This window comes from Desulfuromonas sp. TF (assembly GCF_000472285.1).
In the GTDB taxonomy this organism is placed as follows: domain Bacteria; phylum Desulfobacterota; class Desulfuromonadia; order Desulfuromonadales; family ATBO01; genus ATBO01.
Genome location: NZ_KI421420.1, coordinates 77,219 through 95,567, shown reverse-complemented (window position 1 = coordinate 95,567; position 18,349 = coordinate 77,219). Strand labels below are relative to the sequence as shown.

Sequence of the window (18,349 nt, the reverse complement as noted above, 5' to 3'; positions counted from 1 at the left end):
CCTCCCCACCGCACCCCCATTCATTTCCCACCCCTCCGGCAACAGGCTGGTTTGACTTCTCGATTCCCCTTGCGGAAGAAGTCGGGCTGGTGTTGGCACTTTAAGTGCAACTTCCAGTCAATCCAAGAGAGAGATGCACGGATGAGAGTCGCCATGATGGCCGATGTCGAGTCCCTGATTCGCGGCAGCGATAGCCTGGCGGAGGTGGAAAAGCCGCTGCTGATCGTGATCGATCTGTCGATGCCGGGTGAGGTCGGCAGGTTCAGCGCTGCTGAAAAAATAGTCAAAAAAGTTCCGCTGCCGATTCTGATGCTGACCGTCAACGCAGACACCCGGACGTTCGAACGTGGAAGGATAAGGCATGTTCTCCACCTCCCTGAACCGTTGCAACCTTCCCCCCTGGGTGATTGCCTCGCGTCATTATAACCGGGCTCCCCAGCCCCTGGAGATCCAGGGCGCCCACCACGATCAGCGGGCTTTGTTCGAGAAGCTGGCCCTGGTCGAGGACCCGGAAGTGCGCGGCGCTTTATTCCATGACTTCATGGACGTGCGCTTTCAGCTGCACCAATGGCACCGGGAGGAGACGCCGAGCAGCCGCAAGAGCCTGAAAAACAGCTACCTGCGATTCCTGCGCGGCTGGCAGTTCGACAGCAATTCCATTGAGGGTGCAGTCCTGAAGGGATGGGTGGAATCCCGCCTCGGCTTGCCGCCGACCTTCCACCGGGAGCCGATCGACGATTTTCATTCCAAGGCTTATGTTCAATACACCTTTGACCGGATGCAGGGGTCGGCCCGCAGCAACGCCATACTGCCGCAACTCGACCTGCTGTACGGATTCGTACAGTATGAACTGGGGCGTCGTTTCCCCGGAAAAAAGCACCTGTCCCTCTATCGCGGCATCTGCGATTTCACCGAGCACCCCGTCATCGAGAAGTCGGATAAGGACCGTTATATCCTGAGGCTCAACAACCTGAACTCTTTCACCCGTGATTTCGAGCGGGCCTGGGAATTCGGCACCCGGGTCCTGGAGGCAGAGGTGCCCTTGACCAAGATCTTCTTCCTTGGCGGCCTTCTGCCGAGATCTCTGTTGAGGGGGGAAGAGGAAGTCATCGTGATCGGCGGAGAGTTCGAGGTCAGGGTCCTCATCGGGGGATGAAGCACTTTATTGACCGAGCCCGAGCCGCCTATCTCGGCCTGGCGATCGGCGATGCCCTGGGGGCGACCACCGAGTTCATGACGCCGGGTGAGATCAAGGCCGCGTTCAGGGAGCACCGCAGGATCGTCGGCGGCGGCTGGCTGCGTCTCAAGCCGGGGCAGGTCACCGACGACACCGAGATGTCGCTGGCCCTGGGGCACGCTCTGCTGACGACCGGCGGATGGGATCTGGGCGGGATCGCCGACAATTTCCTCGCCTGGATGAAGAGCAAGCCGGTCGATCTCGGGTCGACCTGCCGGCGGGGGATTCGCGACTATATGCTCAAGGGGCAGCTGGAGACCCCCTATAACGAGTGGGACGCCGGCAACGGCGCGGCCATGCGTATGGCGCCGGTGGCCCTGTTCACCCTGGGCGACGATGCGGAACTGGTCCGATGCGCTGCAGAACAGGCGCACCTGACGCACAACCATCCGCTCTCCGATGCCGCCTGTATCGCCGTCGGACGCATGGTGCAGCAGGCCATCCAGGGATGCAGCCGCTTCGACCTGCATGCGATCACCCGGGATCTGGCAGCGGAGCACGGCAACTTCCGCTTCAATGACTACAGGGGCCATTCTTCGGCCTACGTGGTCGATACCCTGCAGACTGTCTTCCACTACCTGTTCACGACGGGGAGTTTCGAAGAGTGCCTTATCGGAGTGGTCAACCAGGGCGGGGATGCCGATACCACCGGGGCGATTGCCGGGATGATCGCCGGAGCCTTCTACGGCCTCGATGCCGTCCCGGCGCGCTGGTTGAAGAAGTTGAACGGGAAGGTCCGGGAAGAGGTCGAGGACCAGGCGGTCCGGCTGGTCGAACTCTCCCCCTGGATGAGGCGCAGGAGAACCGACGAAGGACACTGAACTCCTCGAACCGCAGAAGGAGAAAAATGATGCAGAGAAAAGAGATGATCGGAATCGAAGAAGCCGCACGGCAGTTGGGGTCCACCTCCCTCAACACCCTGATGCACATCAAGCGCGGCCTGCTGAAAGGGATTGAGGCCGATGGCGCCTGGCTGGTCGATCGCCGGAGCCTGGAAGCCCTGCTGGAAAAGACCGCCGACCGCAAGACCGGTCATGTATGCACCAGGAGACACGCCTGCAGCGGCTGCGGGTGACGGCCATGGGCATCAGGATAAAGCCATCGGATCTTTATTACAGGTACCGTAAAAACAAGGAGCAGCGAAACGGGTCGTCATTCACCGGCAAACCGGATTCTCATCCCTACGACCGCGATGACCTTTACGAGGTGATCCCGATGCTGGAGGCGGTGATGGATGAACTCGACTGCCGCGATGCCGACGTGCTGCATCGACTGGAGGAGCTGGCCGGCGACGAGATGCCGAAATTCATCCGAAGCCGGGAAGAGGTGTTCGATTTCCTGGTCAATGTCATGCGCGATGCGCTGGCATTTGAACCCGGAAAGCTCGGGGCCGGACCGCGGGGAGCCGAGGGCGAGGCGGATCCGGAAGGTTGAGAGTGGGAATCCGTTGAATACTTTCTGTCCACCTTTGCCCGATACTGCGCCTTTTATGTGCAAGTTGAACGCGCAGCAAGATGTCACCACTCGCAACTTGCTGAAAAAAAGAACTTATTTTATTGGCATGGCTACTGCAAACAGATAATTCAACAAACCATTCGGACACTAGTTCCAGAAAACAATTTCCGGCAGCACCATGGCGGCGCTGCCCGGGCGATGACGCCCCACTCGATTCGGCCGGGTGGGGTCTATAAATTTCAGGGAAAAACGAATGCGGCCCAAAGGTTGCGCCGCCGGGCATTGACGCCCTATCCGGATCCTCCGGGTAGGGCGTTTTGCATTTTGTGCGATCGATTTTTCTTCGGACACATCAAGGGCGATGCCGCCGCGGAGCAGGACCTGTCGCACACAAGCGCGATAACCATCACCAGGAACTTAACCGGAAAGAGAGGAAAGAGTCATGGCAGAGAAAAAAATGCGTCAGATCGCGATCTACGGCAAAGGCGGCATCGGCAAGTCCACCACCACCCAGAACACCGTGGCCGGCCTGGCCGCCCTCGGCAAGAAGGTGCTGATCATCGGCTGCGACCCCAAGGCCGATTCCACCCGCCTGATCCTCCACGCCAAGGCCCAGGAAACGGTCATGGACAAGGTCCGGGAGCTCGGCACCGTGGAAGACCTCGAACTCGATGACGTGTTGAGGGTCGGCTACGGCGGCATCAAGTGCGTAGAATCGGGCGGTCCCGAGCCGGGAGTCGGCTGTGCAGGGCGCGGCGTCATCACCGCCATCAACTTCTGCGAAGAAGAGGGGGCCTACACCGAAGACCTCGACTACGTCTTCTACGACGTCCTGGGTGACGTCGTCTGCGGCGGCTTCGCCATGCCGATCCGCGAGAACAAGGCCCAGGAGATCTACATCGTCGTCTCCGGCGAGATGATGGCCATGTACGCGGCCAACAATATCTGCAAGGGGATTGTCAAGTATGCCGCCTCCGGCAGCGTGCGTCTGGCCGGACTGATCTGCAACAGCCGCAATACAGACCGCGAGGCCGACCTGATCGAGGCCTTGGCCAAGAAGCTCGGCACCCAGATGATCCACTTCGTTCCCCGCGACAACCAGGTGCAGCGTGCCGAACTGCGCCGGATGACGGTCATCGAGTACTCCCCGGAGCACAAGCAGGCCGAGGAGTACCGTGAGCTGGCCCGCAAGATCTCCGAGAACGAGAAGTTCGTCATCCCCACCCCGCTGGAGATGGAGGAGCTCGAAGAGCTGCTGATGGAGTTCGGAATCATGGAGGCCGAAGACGAGAGCATCGTCGGCAAGGCGGAGAACGCCTAGGAGGCGGCCGATTTCTTCCCGACTCGGCGTTGCTTCGGGAGGCCGCACACTCGACGTAGCGCTGCTACGCCTCGTCCGCGACCTCCCGGCGCGCCTTGATTCGGAAAGAACTTGTCCGCCTTTTGAGGGCGGAAGAGCAGGAAAATTTTTCGAGGAGACCAAAAATGTCCGAAAGAAAGCCCATCCCGGGCATAACCAAAGAAAGAACCGAGAAGCTGATCGAGGAGACCCTTGCGGCGATGCCGGATAAGGCGCGGAAGAAGCGGGCCCCGCACCTCGGAGCCAACGAGCCGACCGTTTCGCCCTGCGCGGTCAAGTCGAACAAGAAGGTCGTCCCCGGCGTCATGAGCCAGCGCGGCTGCGCCTACGCCGGCGCCAAGGGGGTGGTCTGGGGGCCGATCCGCGACATGGTTCACGTTTCCCATGGTCCCATCGGCTGCGGCGTCTACAGCTGGGGGACCCGGCGCAATTTGATGCAGGGGACCCCCGGGGTCACCTCCTTTCCCATGGACTTCACCTCCGACTTCCAGGAGCGCGACATCGTCTACGGCGGCGACAAGAAGCTCGAAACCCTGCTGCGCGAGGCTGATGAACTCTTCCCGCTGAACAAGGGGCTTTCGATCCTCTCGGAGTGCCCCGTCGGCCTGATCGGCGACGACATCAACGCCGTCGCCAAGAAGATGGAGAAGGAGCTCGACAAGCTGGTCGTCCCCTGCAACTGCGAAGGGTTCCGCGGCGTCTCCCAGTCACTGGGGCACCACATCTCCAACGACTCGATCCGCGACCACATCATCGGCAAGTACGAGTTCGCCGAGGAAGCCGGCCCCTATGATGTCGCCCTGATCGGCGACTACAATATCGGCGGCGACGTCTGGGCCGCCAAGCCGATCCTCGAAGAGATCGGCCTCAACGTCAAGAGCGTCTGGACCGGCGACGGCGAGGTCGAGAAGATCGCGGCAACCCACACCGTCAAGCTCAACCTGATCCACTGCTACCGCTCCATGAACTACATGTGCAAGGTCATGGAAGAGAAGTGGGGGATCCCCTGGATCGAGTACAACTTCTTCGGCCCGACCAAGATCGAGGAGAGCCTTCGCGCCATCGCCGCCCGCTTCGACGAGACGATCCAGGAGAAGGCCGAAGCCGTGATCGCCAGGTACAAACCGGTCATGCAGGCGGTGCTCGATCAATACCGTCCCCGTCTCGAGGGGAAGACAGCCATGCTCTTCGTCGGCGGCCTTCGTCCCCGCCACACCGTCGGCGCCTACGAGGATCTCGGCATCCAGATCACCGGCAGCGGTTACGAGTTCGCCCACCAGGACGACTACGACCGCACCGCCCCCGAGATGGCCAAGGATACCATCATCTACGACGACGTCTCCGAGTTCGAACTGGAGAAATTCGTCGAGGAGTTCAAGCCCGACCTGATCGGCAGCGGCATCAAGGAGAAGTACGTCTTCCAGAAGTCCGGCATTCCCTTCCGCCAGATGCACAGCTGGGACTACTCCGGCCCCTACCACGGCTACGAAGGGTTCAAGATCTTCGCCCGCGACATCGACATGGCGATCAACAGCCCGACCTGGAAGCTGGTTAAAGGGCCGTTTTAGAACCCGTGATCCGTGATCGGTGATCCGTGAAGAGGAAAAGCCTTAAATGCTGTTCTCCGTGACCGGCGATCGAGGAAGGAATCCAACCGAAGATGACAAGGACAATCGTGAACGCATGACGGTAATCCGCACAGATTTTACGGATCACCGTTCACCGATCACGGTTCCGAAGGAGTTCATTATGAGCGAATGCGCGTTGAAAAAAGTGACCACGCACTCCCCCGAAGAGGTGGAGCGGGTCAAGGATTGGATCAATACCGAGGAATACAAGGAAAAGAACTTCGCCAGAACCGCCCTGGTGATCAACCCGGCCCACGCCTGCCAGCCGCTTGGGGCCCAGATGGTGGCCACTTCCTTCGAAGGGAGCCTCCCCTTCGTCCACGGCTCCCAGGGGTGCGCCTCCTACTTTCGCAGCACCTTCACCCGTCATTTCCGCGAGCCGGCGGCGGCCACCTGTGACGCCATGACCGAGGACGGCGCGGTGTTCGGGGGGCAGAACAACCTCTTCGAAGGGCTGGAGAACGCCTACACCCTGTACAAGCCGAAGATGATGCCGGTCTACACCACCTGCATGCCCGAGGTCATCGGCGACGACCTGACCGCCTTCATCAGGAACGCCAAGCAGAAAGGGCATGTGCCTGAGGATCTGCCGATCCCCTACGCCAATACCCCGAGCTTCAACGGCACCCACATCCACGGCTACGACGCCATGCTGAATTCCATTCTGCAGTATCTCACCGAAGGGCAGAAGATCGAAGGCAAGTGCACCGGCAAGCTCAACCTGATCCCCGGCTTCGACGGGAACACTGGCAACATCCGCGAGTACAAGCGGATCCTCGAGGCCATGGAGATCCCCTACACGGTGATGGCCGACACTTCGGAGGTCTTCGATACGCCCTGCGACGGCACCTACCGCCTCTACCCCGGCGGCACCAGGATCGAGGATGCCGCCGAGTCGATCAACGGCAAGGCGACCATCTCCCTGCAGAAGTACTCCACCGCCAACACCATGAAGTGGATCGAGGAAGCGTACAGCGGCCAGAAGCTGGTGATGCCGATGCCTTTCGGCATCAAGAAGACCGACGAGTTTTTGATGAAGCTCTCCGAGCTCTTCGGCAAGCCGATCCCCAAGGAACTCAAGGCCGAGCGCGGCCGGGCCGTGGACGCCATGACCGACGCCCACCAGTACCTGCACGGCAAGAAGTTCGCCGTCGCCGGCGACCCCGACTACCTCTTCGGCATCGTCACCTTCCTGCTGGAGATGGGGGCGATCCCCCACCATGTCCTCTGCAGCCGGGCGACCAAGAAGTTCCAGAAGGAAATGCAGGCGCTGCTCGACTCCTCGCCCTTCGGCAAGGGATGCGCCGTCTACATCAACAAGGACCTCTGGCACATGCGCAGCCTGCTGGTCACCGATCCGGTCGAAGGCATCATCGGCGACACCCACGCCAAGTGGGCCGCCCGCGACGCCAGGATCCCCCTGTTCCGCATCGGCTTCCCGATCATCGACCGCGTCAACCTCCACCGCACGCCGGTGGTCGGTTACCAGGGAGCGGTCAACATGCTGACCATGATCGCCAACAAGTTCCTCGATATCAAGGATGAGACGTGTACGGACCAGTGGTTCGAGATGATGCGTTGATTTGGGCTGGGAGCGGCCCTTTTCCGCCAGCTCGGCGTCAGTCGGCGAAATCATTTGTGCGGCCTAGCGCTGCTAGGCCTCCGCATGATTTCTTGACTTCCTTGACCTGACGAAAAATTGCTCGCTCCCATTCCCAAATCGATTTTGAAGAAGGCGAAGTTGATGATACGAACCAGAAGCTTCGAAATCGTCAGCAACCGCGCGAAAGGATTGTCCATGAAAGTCGCATTCGCCAGTACCGATAAAATCCATGTCGACGAGCACTTCGGCCGCGCAGAGGAATTCTGCATCTGGGAGATCGGCCCGGAAGACGCCGGGTTTGCCGGCCTCGTTCAGGTCAGGACCGAGGGGGACGACGAGGCGGACAGGATCGAGGCGCGCTGCGCCGGTCTAGAGGCCTGCGCGCTCGTCTATGTCGCCCAGATCGGAGGGCCGGCCGCGGCGCGCCTGGTGCAGAAGAAGATTCATCCGATCAAGAGCAAGGAACAGGAGCCGATCAAGGACGTTATCGTCAAGCTGCAGGAGGTGCTCAAGGGGAACCCCCCGCCCTGGCTGCGCAAGGCGATGCTGAAAGGCGAACGGCCCGGATAAAAAAAGGTATCAGGAATCAGGTATCAGAAGAAGCCTGGCCTGAAACCTGACACCTGGAACCTGAAACCTGAAACCTAAAGAAGGAGATTCACAATGGCTTATATGACCGGAAAAACCAAGGCGGGAGGAGACTGGATCCCGACCTTCGTCGAGGCGATCGACCCCGAGAAGTGCCTCGGCTGCGGCCGTTGTTACAAGGCCTGTTCGCGCAAGGTGCTCGGCCCCGAAGACCTGGTCGACGAGGAGACGGATTCGACCCGCATGATCATGACCATCGCCAACGACGGCAACTGCATCGGCTGCGCGGGGTGCGGGGTGACCTGCCCCAAGAAGTGTTTTTCCTTCAAGCCGCTGACTGTTTAAAAATTATAGGTCCTATAGGACCTATAAGACCTATGGAGTTCTTATGCGCATCGCCGTTGCATCAAAATCGGGTACCGCGGTCGATCAGCACTTCGGCCATGCCGAACGCTTCCTGATCTACGAGTACGCCCAGGGCAGGGCGGAGCGGGTCGACGAGGTGCAGGTCGAGAAGTACTGCTCCTTCGATCCGGAACACCCCTTCCGCCACCGCCAGTTCGATGCCATCGTCGCGGCCCTCGAGGGATGCCGGGCCGTCGTCACGGCCATGATCGGCCCGCTGCCGAAACAGGAGCTGCAGAAGGCCGGGATTGAAGCCGTCTCCACCGAAGGTCCCATTGAAGAGGCCCTGCGGTTCGTCCATTCCGCCCTCTGCGGATGCGGCGGGCAGGGGCCGAAGAAATGTTCTTCTGATTAAAAAGTGCCCTTCCAGGGTTGTTATTGCCTTCGGCATGGGCGGAAGGATGTTGAGGGAATCCTTCTGCCCCTTTTTTCCCTGGAGAAAAGGAGATGGATCATGGCCACAGGCTGCCCGATGATGAACAACAAGGTTCAGACAGATCACCCCTGCTTCGGCGGAGATCACGGCAAGGCGGGGCGCATCCACCTGCCGGTGGCGCCCGGCTGCAACATCAAGTGCGGCTTCTGCGAGCGCCGGTTCGACTGCGCCAACGAGAGCAGACCCGGCGTGACCAGCCGGCTTCTGACGCCCGAGGAGGCGGTGGAGCGGGTCGGCCTGGTCAAGCGGCACATGGACCGGGAGGGCGGCGCCAGGCTGAAGGTGGTCGGGATCGCCGGCCCCGGCGATCCGCTGGCCAACCCGAAGACCTTCGAGACCTTCAGGCTGGTGCGCGAGGCGTTCCCCGAAATGACCCTCTGCCTGTCGACCAACGGCCTGCTGCTGCCGGAGAAACTCGATGCCATCCGCGAGCACGACGTCCACAGCCTGACCGTCACCATCAACGCCCTCACACCGGAAACCGGCGCCAGGGTCTACGAATGGATCCGCATCGGCGGGGAGCGTCTGGAAGGGGAAGAAGCCGCCGCGATCCTCCTCGACCGCCAGCTCAACGGGGTCAGGATGGCCGCGGGGGCCGGGATGCTGGTGAAGGTCAATCACGTCTACATCCCCGGCGTCAACGATCACGAAACCCTGGACCTGGCGGTGAAGGTCCGCGAGATGGGGGCGTCGATGATGAACATCATGCCGGTGATCCCCGTCGGAATGTTCAAGGATATCGAGCGGCCTTCGGATGCCACAATGGATATGGTGCGAAATCAGGCCGAGCTGATCCTCTCCCAGGCCCGCCATTGCAAGCAGTGCCGCGCCGACGCCGCCGGAGTGGTCGGGCAGGATCTCGATCTGGCGATGCTCGAGGCGGGGTGAGGCGAGTGGATGGATTGACGGGGAATAGGGAGGCGCGACAGGCAAGCGCTCGGCGGCGAGGAAAACATCATTCCTGCGTGTCGAAACACAAGGAATAGTCGCTGCACACCCCGCAATCGGGCGCCTTGCACACCGTCCCTCCGCCCATTTCGCAGACCTGCTTGAAAAGATATCGCTTCCAGCGCATCCCCTTGTTGTTGGCCGCGGCCAGGGAGGGGAGGTGGCGGCGAATGGCTCTGGAGAGCTCCGGGCGATCGAAGAGCCCCATGGCTCTCCAGAGGTGACCCGGATGGGCGGCCCGCGCTGCGATGATGCGGGCCAGCCAGGCGGAGGCGGGGAGGTCGCGGCCGTCTTTTTCCTGCGGGACGTGAGAAAGCAGGATTCCCAGAACCGTTTTGTTGTGCTCCGGGGGAGGCCCCGCCTCCGGGGTCGCATGGCGGACGAGAAGCTCCGGATCAGCCCCGGGAAAGCACGATTCCAGGATGGCGGCGACGTCCTCCGGCGTCAGGCCGAGAGCCGCCGCCATTTCGCACCCCTCCTGCGCGGCGACGCAAAGGAGGCAGGCGAAGAGACGGCGGTCCGCTTCCGGAACGTCCGTGGCCGAGCCGGCCATCAGGGCGCGGTAGAGGGGATCGTCGGCGCTGATACGCGGAGCGTGATCCTCCTCCCGAGGATTCACGGCCGCCTGAACGGCATGCGCATCGCCGCGGGCGCTGGCCACTGCCGCCTGCAGGGCCGCCACCGCGAGATCGGCGCAGTAGCCGCGCTCCGGGGGGAGACCATCGAGGACGGCATCGACGTCTGTGGCGGTGACGGCCGGGATCTCCTCCAGCCGAATCCCCTCGGCCAGTGCTGCCGCAGCGGCGCAGGCGGCGATGGTAAAGCCGCATCCGAAGACCTGGAAGCGCACACTCTCCGCCCTGCCGTCCCTGACGCGCAAGGCGAAGCGCACCGCAAGACGCCGGCCGATTTCCCCGGCACCCAGGCCGACCTCCCCCGTGCCGTCGGCGCCTTCAAGTGGCCCGGAGCGGCGGAGGTCGGTGGCCCAGCGGCGTATAGTGTCGGTATAGGTTGACATGAAAGCTCCTGTCACGATCTTCCCTTGTGGGCCCTCATCTGCTCCGCCGCATTCGCGCACTCGAACAGGAAGTACGCACCCCCCTCGTAGAGCACGTCGTTCTTCAGCTGGTTGCCGACCTGCTCCCAGTTGGGGTAGCCGCGCAGCACCAGCCCCTTGTGCAGCCGGTGGGCGAGGGCCTCGCCGTGAAAATTCGTGACGATCAGATCGTACTCGTCGCCCAGCTTCTCCGCATCCTCCAGGTCGCCGACCAGGACCTTGTCCGCTCTGATTATATCGAGCTGCGGCGAATCGACCGTCGCGACGGCTGCCTTCACCTTCCCTCCCGCCTCGTAGAGGGCCTGACTGAGCCCGGCGATCTGGTCCGGCTCGCCGGCGACCAGGATGCGGGTCTGCCCGAGAGAGAAGTGGCTGTCGAGCAGGGCGTCCTGCAGGCGCCGGCGCCAGCGCTCGATAGCAGGCGGCGGCTTCTCCCGCCCGCTTTCCCTCAGCAGCAGCGCGGCCAGGGCGTCGCCGGCCTCCAGCCCCTGCAGGTGGGGGAAATGGTGGTGGCGGATGAAGGAGTTCTTCTTGAGCAGCGCCTCGGCGCAGGGGCGCATCGAATCGCCGACGCTGAGCACCAGTCCGGCATCGGCCAGAGTGCGGATCTCCTCGACGGAGATGCCGCCGTCGGAGAGGGCGCTCTGCTTTTCGCCGAGGTGGCCGTCGAGAGCCGAAGAGAGGTCGGGGAGCGCCAGGACCTCGAACCCGAAGGCGGCGACGAACTCCCGGATCTTCTCCACTTCGATCGGCGTCAGGCTGGCATGGGGGAGCAGCAGCACTTTCTCGTCGTCGATGGCCTCGGCCGGCTCGACCAGCTGCTCGACCATCGCGCCGACCGCCAGTGCCCAGCCGCTCTCCAGCCCCCCTTCGAAGTCGGGGGTGTTCACGTGCACCAGCGGAAAATCGACCCTGCCGGCGACGCCGCGGAGGTCGTCCCCCTTGGTCTCGGTCAGCCCCGTGGAGAAGAGGCCGATCAGCTCGGGCGTGACCTTTGCCGTGATGTTCCTGACCGCTTCGGCGATATTGTATTCCCCGCCGTCGAGGATGGCGGTCACGTCGCTGACGGCGGTGGTCTGGATGGCGATCGGTTCGCAGAAGTGCCGGGTCAGAAAGACCTTGGTGAAGGAGGTGCAGCCGATCGCCCCGTGCATCAGCGGCATGCACCCCTTTATGCCGAAGAAGGCCAGCGCCGCCCCCATCGGCTGGCTGAGCCTGATCGGGTTGACCTGCAGCGGTTTGGTTGATCTGCGCATCACTTTTCCCATGGCGCCCTCCTGCCGGCGATCCCGAAGACCGGATTCTCCAGGGCGTTTCTGAGGTCCTCTGCCAGGTTCAGCAGGCCGTTGTAGCCGCCGTAGCTCTTCTTCTTCTCCTGGTTGACATCGGCAAAGGCGATTCCCTTCTTGATGGCCGTGTAGAGGCTTCGGCCGCCGGCGAGCAGCAGGTCGGCGCCCGTCTCATCGATGATCCTCGCCTGCTCGGCGCCGGGGTTCATCATCAGTATCCCCTTCTCTCCAAGGGTGCGCCGGGCCTTTTCCCGATCATCTCCGGTGGCCTTCTTCACCGCCGTCGCCACCACCTCGAGGCCCAGGTCCTGCAAGGCCGAGGCGATCGACCAGACCTTGTTGCCGCCGGTATTCAGCACGGCTTTTCTGCCCCGGAAAAAGGCCTTGTACGGAGCCAGCCTCTGCTCCAGCCTGGCCTCCTCGCGGGCGATCAATCTTTTCGTGCGCGCGACCAGGTCCGCATCGCCCAGCGCCTCGGCGATGGCCAGCAGGCCGGCGCTGGTGTCCCGCCTGCCGTAGAAGGAGAGGGAAATCGAGGGGATGCCGTATCTCTCCTCCATCTTCCGGGTCAGCGAGACCAGCGACTTGGCGCAGACGAGGACGTTGAGCCGGGCGCGGTGGGCCGTCCGGATGCGATCGACGCGGCCGTCGCCGCTCAGGGTGGAGAGGACGCGGATCCCCAGCTCTTCCAGCAGCGGCGCGTACTGCCACATGTCGCCGGTGACGTTGTATTCGCCGATCAGGTTAATGTCGAAGGGGGTGGTCTCTTCCGGTTCCCTGGTGCCGATCAGGTGCGCCAGGACGGCCTCGCCCGCCAGGCGGCTCCCCAGGTTCTTGCTGCCGACGAAACCGGGAGCGTGGACGGGAACGACGGGGATTCCGTACTTCTCCGCCGCCTGCTTGCAGACCGCATCGATATCGTCGCCGATCAGGGCCGTCACGCAGGTGGCGTAGACGAAGACGCCCTGCGGTGCGTAGTGCGCCATGATGGTGTCGATGGAGGCGGAGAGCTTGTCCTCGCCGCCGAAAACGATATCGTTGGTCGAAATTCCGGTGGTGAAACCCATCCGGGTCAGATCGCGCCCCTGATGGCTGGTGAGGGTCGCACGCGTCTCCCAGGAGGCGCCCAGGCAGGTGATCGGGCCGTGCACCAGGTGGGCGGCGTCGGCGTAGGGGAAGAGCGATATCTGCGCTCCCTCGAAGGCGCAGCCGCCGGTGGTCGCTCCAGGGGTCGGCGCGTTGCAGGAGGTCTTTTTCGAGGTGTTGTGCGCGCAGGAGCTCTCGTCGAGCAGTTCCCTGATTTTCGGTTTCGTCGCCAAGGTCCGATCCTCTCTGAATAAGTGGTGGCGTTCAGAACGGAAACAGGTCCTTCGCATCTTTGGGAGGGACTCCCCGCACCGGCGTCTCTGGCGGCAGGAGGAGGATGTTTCAATGTACATACGTTGCAAGAGCCTCGCCAACCTGCGCGGGAGCGGCAAACGCCCCTTTTCTCAGGTTGCGGAGGGTCTTTTCCGAGGCAAAATCCGGTCGTGCTGACTATTTTTCAGGCACTCTGGCGCCTGCAACCCGCCTTTTCCAGGGCGGGTTCTTCGACAGGAAGCGGAATGCCCGCTGCGGGGCAGCCGGCTTCCGCCTCTGGCACGGGTCATGCTTGTTGTTTGAATCAGAGACTTCTCCGGCAGCGCGGCCGGATGGATGCGGCAGAGACGCCCCGGGATCACAAGGATCCGCGGGGCTTTCTTAATCGGGAGATGACCATGGACAATCGAAAAGCTGAACAGGGAATCGTCATCGACGATACCACCCTGCGCGACGGCGAACAGACCGCCGGGGTGGCCTTCACCCTGGAGGAGCGCAAGCGCATCGCCCGGACGCTCGACGAGATCGGGGTCGGGGAGATCGAGTGCGGCATACCGGCGATGGGGAAAGAGGAGCAGCGAAGCGTTCGGGCCCTGGTCGACCTCGGCCTCAACGCCCGCCTCATTACCTGGAACCGGGCGGTGATCGCCGACATCCGCACCTCCATCGACGCCGGGGTGGAGGCGGTGGACATCTCCCTTTCCGTCTCCGACATCCACATCGAGCGCAAGCTGCGAAAGAGCCGGCACTGGGTCCGGGAGCAGTTGAAAACCGCGCTCTGCTTCGCCAAGGAGCACGGCCTATACGTCTCGGTGGGCGGCGAGGATTCGAGCCGCGCCGATCTCGATTTCCTGGCCGAGCTGATGGAGACCGCCCGTTCGATGGGCGCCGATCGCTTCCGTTACTGCGATACCCTCGGGATCCTCGACCCCTTTTCCACCTACGAGAACATCCGCACCCTGAGGGAGCGGGTCGATCTGCCGATCGAGGTTCACACCCATGACGATCTGGGGATGGCGACCGCCAACGCCGTCGCCGGCATCCGGGCCGGGGCCGCCTTCGTCAATACCACGGTCAACGGCCTGGGAGAGCGGGCGGGCAACGCCGCCCTGGAGGAAGTGGTGATGGCCCTGAAGCATGCCTGCGGCATCCATACCGGCATCGACACGCGCCGCTTTCGGGAGCTCTCCCGGTTCGTCGGCCGGGCCAGCCGGCGTCCGGTTCCGGAATGGAAGGCGGTGGTGGGGGAGAAGGTCTTCTCCCACGAGTCCGGTCTCCATGCCGACGGCGTGCTGAAGGACCCTCTCAATTACGAGGGTTTCGATCCCGCCGAGGTCGGCCTGGGCCGGTACCTGGTCCTGGGCAAGCATTCCGGGAGCCACGGCCTGCGCCACCGTCTGCAACTGCTCGGCATCGAGATCGACCCGCTGGAAGCCGCCGAACTTCTGGAGCGGGTGCGCAGTATCTCCCAGCGCAACAAGCGGCAGGTCAACGATCAGGAACTGCTCACCCTCTGCCGGACGTATCGGCGGGTGGCTTGAAGGCGGGACTGAGTCCCAGTTCCAAGCTCCCAGCTCCCAGGGACTCGGGACCAGGGCCAAAGGACTGAATCTTATGCAGATTTCACATCCAACCGATGCAGACTGGCCGTTCTTCCTGGATTGGGCGCACCGCGAAGGCTGGCGGGTGCCGGCGAACGAGCTGGCCCTCTTCCGGGGTCCTCTGGCGGAGTGCGCCTTCGTCCTCAAGGAGCGGGGGGAGCCGCGCGGTTTCGTCACCGCGGTCCATCACGAGCGCAGCGGCTGGGTCGGCAACCTGATCGTGCCGGCCGACCTCCGGGGGCGCGGCTGCGGCGCCCTTCTCCTCCGCCACGCCCTGGATATCCTGCGGCGCCGCGGCGCCGAAGCGATCTGGCTGACCGCCTCAGAACTCGGCCGTCCGATCTATGAAAAATTGGGATTTCGGGGGCTGGACAGGATCCGGCGTTACACGCTCATCGTCGGAGAAGAGGGAGGCGGCTCTTCGCCGCCGGGCGGGGGAGAGGAGCTTCTGCAGGGGGACTGCCGGGTATGGGGCGAGTCGCGGCCGCTGCTGCACCATCTGGCCCGGGGCGGTTTCGTCGCGGCCAGCGGCGGAACGACGGCTCTGCTGCAGGAGGGTAAATCGATGCGGGTCATCGGGCCCTGGCTGTCGAGAGAGTCGTGCCCTCGGGAAAACCGGCTGATCCTCACCACCCTGCTGTCGGCGGCGGCGCCGGGGACGGAGCTGGCCGCGGACATCCTCGAATCCTCCCCCGCCGGCGCTCTGCTGGCCGCCGTCGGCTTCGCGCCGCGGGGGCGCACCGACCTGATGGTGCTGGGACCACCCTCCGGTGTTCGACTCTCGCAGCTGGTTGCACTGGCCAGCCTGGGGAGCCTGGGATAGATGATTAAGCTAACCTTTCCTCCGCCTGACAGAACGGGTCTTGTCCTGATAGAGGAAGCCGACGAGGGCGATTAGTAGAAAGCCTGCAGCGAAGGTTAGTCCGATGACGTCCCAGACAGAAAGGCGATAGAAAAGATAGCCCCAGATGAGGCAAGGAAACAAGTACCTCAGCATGTATACACTTAATCCCTTCCCGGACAAATTCTCCCCCTAAAACAAAACGCCCATCTTCTGCCGAAGAAAGGGCGTCTGATTCCCAGGCGGTTAGGCCATTGGAAATCTTCAACTCTCTTCGGCGGCTCGGCTATCCACGTGGGACCCTTGGCTCTGCGTCCCCGAATTGCTCCGGGTTTGCTCTTGTCGGAGAGAAACATCTTGTAAGAGCCTGTGAGCATAACAAAAAACCAATAGATTTGCTATCGGGAAAACCCTCATTTCCTTGTGGGGAATCCTCTTGTTTTGGCTCGTGCCTGAGATGGACCGACGCTACCCGTGTTAACTATTCCGACATGCCGATTCATTGCCGAGTGTCACTGAATGAAAAATTTCTTGCACGGAAATTATATCCCCGGAATAATGAGGGCTTGAAATCTCATAAAGGAGAGCAGCGATGGATCAGCACCAGGCAGCCTGGAATGAAACGGTGGCAGAGAGGATCATTGCCAATCTGCGGAAGCGCAACATGGAAGGAAGCTATGCCGCAACAGCTGCGCAGACGAAGGAGGAGATCGTGGCCATGATTCCGGAAGGCGTCCGAGTGTACCGGGGCGGTTCGATGTCGACCATCGAACTGGGCTTCTGGCCGGCCCTTGCCAGGATTCCTGGAGTGGAGGTGATCGATCCCTATCGCGCCGGGCTCTCGGCCGAGGAGGGGCTGGCGGCTCGTCGCAGGGGACTGACGGCGGATGTCATGATCGCCAGCACCAACGCCGTTACGCTCGATGGCCGGCTGGTCAACCTGGACGGCCGGGGCAATCGGGTCTCCGCCCTGATGTTCGGCCCCGAAAAGGTCATTCTGGCGGTGGGGATGAACAAGGTGGCGCCCGACCTGGAGTCCGCCAAGGCGCGGGTCAAGCACCAGGCGGCGCCGATCAACGCCGCCCGCCTGGGCCTGAAAACTCCCTGCGCAGCGACCGGCCTCTGCGCCGACTGCAGTTCGCCCCAGCGGATCTGCAACATGTGGGGAATCATCGAAGGTCACGCTGTCAAGGGGCGCATTCATGTGAAACTGGTTGGGGAGAGCCTGGGATATTGATGGAAGGTGGACTCCTGGATGTCGTCCGAGGAGAGGTTGCCGTTCGGTCTTTTAGCGCTATGTTTAAGATATCAGGACCAGTCAGGGTCCGATCACGACAGAGGAGGCTGATCATGGCACAGGCGACACGGATCGATCCGCGCGAGACGCGGAAAAAAATCGAATCCGGTGAAGCTCTTCTCGTGTGCGCCTACGATGACGAGGAAAAATGCAATCAGATGCACCTCGAAGGCGCCATGAACCTGCAGGAACTTGAGGAGAAGCTTGCCGAGATTCCCAAGGAGAAGGAACTGATCTTTTACTGCGCCTGACCGAAGGAGGCCACCTCCGCCGGTCGGGCGGAAGAGTTCGAGAATAAAGGATTCACCCATGTCGAGGCCCTGCAGGGCGGAGTCGAGGCGTGGAAGGAACAGGGATACCGGGTGGAAAAACATTAGCTCCGGGAATGGTCTATGAAAAAAGCCCGATCGGTTTATACTGATCGGGCTTTTTTCAGGCTAATCGCCGGACTATCTCCGGATGTGCCTGGCGGCAAATAAATCCGTTTTTTCCTCAGGAGCCGCAATATCTTTTTTAAAGCAACCTTTCCGTCAAGCGCAACTTCCGTTCAATCCCTGCCTTCTAATTAACTTGCTGCATCGAATGTGCGTCATGTGACTTTTCAGCACATAAGTGTGAATAAAAAATGTTTGACTCAGACGCACTAAAGTTCTATTAATGCGGAAGCCATGGAAACGGGGAAATGCGACCATCCCCAGTGTTGCAATCACTGGCCACTCTTCCTTGGCTATTCTTATTAGATAAGGAGGAAATAGTAATGAATGCTTTCGACGTAGCTATTCCAATCAAAGAATTGACTCACGTTAAGGATGTAAAATATTCCATTTTAAGATGGTTCAGAGAAGCAAAGAGTGAAGTTGGCCATGTGATTACCCAAAATGATCTTTTCCGTATGTCAACTAATTGGAATCCGAAACAAAGGATTGCTTTAAATGAGGCATCCATGGAACTAATAAAAGAAGGCCTTGTTGAAGATCATACCAATGGTTTGGCGCTTACACAGAAAGGTGTTGACCTCATATACTGAAAAACAAGACTGACCGATTTGTATTCGGTCCGGCGTCCCGCAGATCTTCCGCCAAAATAGCTATATGTCGCTGATAAAAAGGCTATTGGAGTAGTAGTCAATTAGAAATCTCCGGTCCCCTGCTCTCGTTTGCTTCTACGCACGGGTATTCTCGGCTTCGCGCCGCCCCCTCCCGCGCCCGCCGCTCGGGCCTTTAATAAAAAAACAGAACGCCTCCG

The 18,349-nt window shown here is 61.5% G+C and carries 20 protein-coding genes and 1 riboswitch; of the genes, 17 read left to right on the top strand and 3 right to left on the bottom strand.

Annotated features, from left to right (window positions below):
- The first annotated feature begins 153 nt into the window (after positions 1–153).
- The 12 genes from DTF_RS26550 to DTF_RS0111005 all read left to right on the top strand — a co-directional run bounded on the left by DTF_RS26550 (position 154) and on the right by DTF_RS0111005 (position 9,600).
- Entirely contained in the window at positions 154–426 is a 273-nt protein-coding gene (locus DTF_RS26550; protein WP_155890791.1) for a hypothetical protein, read from the top strand.
- On the top strand, positions 362–1,156 hold the full coding sequence (locus DTF_RS0111065) for an NAD(+)--dinitrogen-reductase ADP-D-ribosyltransferase (RefSeq protein ID WP_027715374.1): 795 nt from the start codon (positions 362–364) through the stop codon (positions 1,154–1,156). The genes DTF_RS26550 and DTF_RS0111065 overlap by 65 nt, the downstream gene beginning before the upstream one ends.
- On the top strand, positions 1,153–2,058 hold the full coding sequence (draG, locus tag DTF_RS0111060) for an ADP-ribosyl-[dinitrogen reductase] hydrolase (RefSeq protein ID WP_027715373.1): 906 nt from the start codon (positions 1,153–1,155) through the stop codon (positions 2,056–2,058). Before DTF_RS0111065 ends, draG begins: the two co-directional genes overlap by 4 nt.
- Before the next feature lie 26 nt (positions 2,059–2,084).
- Positions 2,085–2,312 carry a hypothetical protein gene (locus DTF_RS23125; RefSeq protein ID WP_155890790.1) on the top strand — a complete coding sequence of 76 codons (228 nt, stop codon included), beginning with the start codon at positions 2,085–2,087 and terminating at the stop codon, positions 2,310–2,312.
- Positions 2,276–2,671: a hypothetical protein gene (locus DTF_RS23120; protein ID WP_304412871.1), complete on the top strand. Its 396-nt coding sequence runs from the start codon at positions 2,276–2,278 to the stop codon at positions 2,669–2,671. The genes DTF_RS23125 and DTF_RS23120 overlap by 37 nt, the downstream gene beginning before the upstream one ends.
- 478 nt (positions 2,672–3,149) lie before the next feature.
- A complete protein-coding gene (gene nifH, locus DTF_RS0111045; protein ID WP_027715372.1) occupies positions 3,150–4,013 on the top strand; it encodes a nitrogenase iron protein in 864 nt (287 codons plus the stop codon).
- A gap of 164 nt (positions 4,014–4,177) precedes the next feature.
- Positions 4,178–5,620, top strand: coding sequence for a nitrogenase molybdenum-iron protein alpha chain (nifD, locus tag DTF_RS0111035; protein ID WP_027715371.1), 1,443 nt, complete (start codon positions 4,178–4,180; stop codon positions 5,618–5,620).
- 181 nt (positions 5,621–5,801) lie between these two features.
- Positions 5,802–7,262 (top strand): nitrogenase molybdenum-iron protein subunit beta, encoded by a 1,461-nt coding sequence (gene nifK / locus DTF_RS0111030; RefSeq protein ID WP_027715370.1) that lies wholly within the window; start codon positions 5,802–5,804, stop codon positions 7,260–7,262.
- A gap of 216 nt (positions 7,263–7,478) precedes the next feature.
- Complete coding sequence (gene nifX / locus DTF_RS0111020) at positions 7,479–7,853, top strand: nitrogen fixation protein NifX (protein WP_027715369.1); 375 nt, start codon at positions 7,479–7,481, stop codon at positions 7,851–7,853.
- A gap of 93 nt (positions 7,854–7,946) precedes the next feature.
- Positions 7,947–8,216 (top strand): ferredoxin III, nif-specific, encoded by a 270-nt coding sequence (gene fdxB, locus DTF_RS0111015; protein WP_027715368.1) that lies wholly within the window; start codon positions 7,947–7,949, stop codon positions 8,214–8,216.
- Positions 8,217–8,259: 43 nt separating this feature from the next.
- Complete coding sequence (locus tag DTF_RS0111010) at positions 8,260–8,631, top strand: NifB/NifX family molybdenum-iron cluster-binding protein (protein WP_027715367.1); 372 nt, start codon at positions 8,260–8,262, stop codon at positions 8,629–8,631.
- Between the two features lie 99 nt (positions 8,632–8,730).
- Positions 8,731–9,600: a radical SAM protein gene (locus tag DTF_RS0111005; RefSeq protein ID WP_027715366.1), complete on the top strand. Its 870-nt coding sequence runs from the start codon at positions 8,731–8,733 to the stop codon at positions 9,598–9,600.
- Positions 9,601–9,667: 67 nt separating this feature from the next.
- Here DTF_RS0111005 and DTF_RS0111000 read toward each other — a convergent pair whose 3' ends face one another.
- Genes DTF_RS0111000 through nifE form a run of 3 tightly spaced genes read right to left on the bottom strand, consistent with a single transcriptional unit; the run spans position 9,668 to position 13,325 of the window.
- Positions 9,668–10,678, bottom strand: coding sequence for a nitrogen fixation protein NifQ (locus tag DTF_RS0111000; protein WP_027715365.1), 1,011 nt, complete (start codon positions 10,676–10,678; stop codon positions 9,668–9,670).
- Between the two features lie 11 nt (positions 10,679–10,689).
- On the bottom strand, positions 10,690–11,985 hold the full coding sequence (gene nifN / locus DTF_RS0110995) for a nitrogenase iron-molybdenum cofactor biosynthesis protein NifN (protein WP_027715364.1): 1,296 nt from the start codon (positions 11,983–11,985) through the stop codon (positions 10,690–10,692).
- Complete coding sequence (nifE, locus tag DTF_RS0110990; protein WP_027715363.1) at positions 11,973–13,325, bottom strand: nitrogenase iron-molybdenum cofactor biosynthesis protein NifE; 1,353 nt, start codon at positions 13,323–13,325, stop codon at positions 11,973–11,975. Before nifE ends, nifN begins: the two co-directional genes overlap by 13 nt.
- 438 nt (positions 13,326–13,763) lie before the next feature.
- Here nifE and nifV point away from each other — a divergent pair, with 438 nt between their 5' ends.
- The 5 genes from nifV to DTF_RS0110960 all read left to right on the top strand — a co-directional run bounded on the left by nifV (position 13,764) and on the right by DTF_RS0110960 (position 18,131).
- Complete coding sequence (nifV, locus tag DTF_RS0110985) at positions 13,764–14,906, top strand: homocitrate synthase (RefSeq protein WP_027715362.1); 1,143 nt, start codon at positions 13,764–13,766, stop codon at positions 14,904–14,906.
- A gap of 73 nt (positions 14,907–14,979) precedes the next feature.
- Positions 14,980–15,789 carry a GNAT family N-acetyltransferase gene (locus DTF_RS23115; RefSeq protein WP_051361235.1) on the top strand — a complete coding sequence of 270 codons (810 nt, stop codon included), beginning with the start codon at positions 14,980–14,982 and terminating at the stop codon, positions 15,787–15,789.
- Between the two features lie 291 nt (positions 15,790–16,080).
- Positions 16,081–16,155: riboswitch (cyclic di-GMP riboswitch) on the bottom strand.
- A gap of 244 nt (positions 16,156–16,399) precedes the next feature.
- The gene (locus tag DTF_RS0110970) at positions 16,400–17,044 is read left to right on the top strand and encodes a lactate utilization protein (RefSeq protein WP_027715361.1); all 645 of its coding nucleotides are present in this window, start codon (positions 16,400–16,402) and stop codon (positions 17,042–17,044) included.
- 113 nt (positions 17,045–17,157) lie between these two features.
- A complete protein-coding gene (locus DTF_RS0110965) occupies positions 17,158–17,355 on the top strand; it encodes an ArsR family transcriptional regulator (protein ID WP_027715360.1) in 198 nt (65 codons plus the stop codon).
- A 506-nt stretch (positions 17,356–17,861) separates the two neighbouring features.
- Positions 17,862–18,131 carry a hypothetical protein gene (locus DTF_RS0110960; RefSeq protein ID WP_027715359.1) on the top strand — a complete coding sequence of 90 codons (270 nt, stop codon included), beginning with the start codon at positions 17,862–17,864 and terminating at the stop codon, positions 18,129–18,131.
- Positions 18,132–18,349 lie beyond the last annotated feature (218 nt).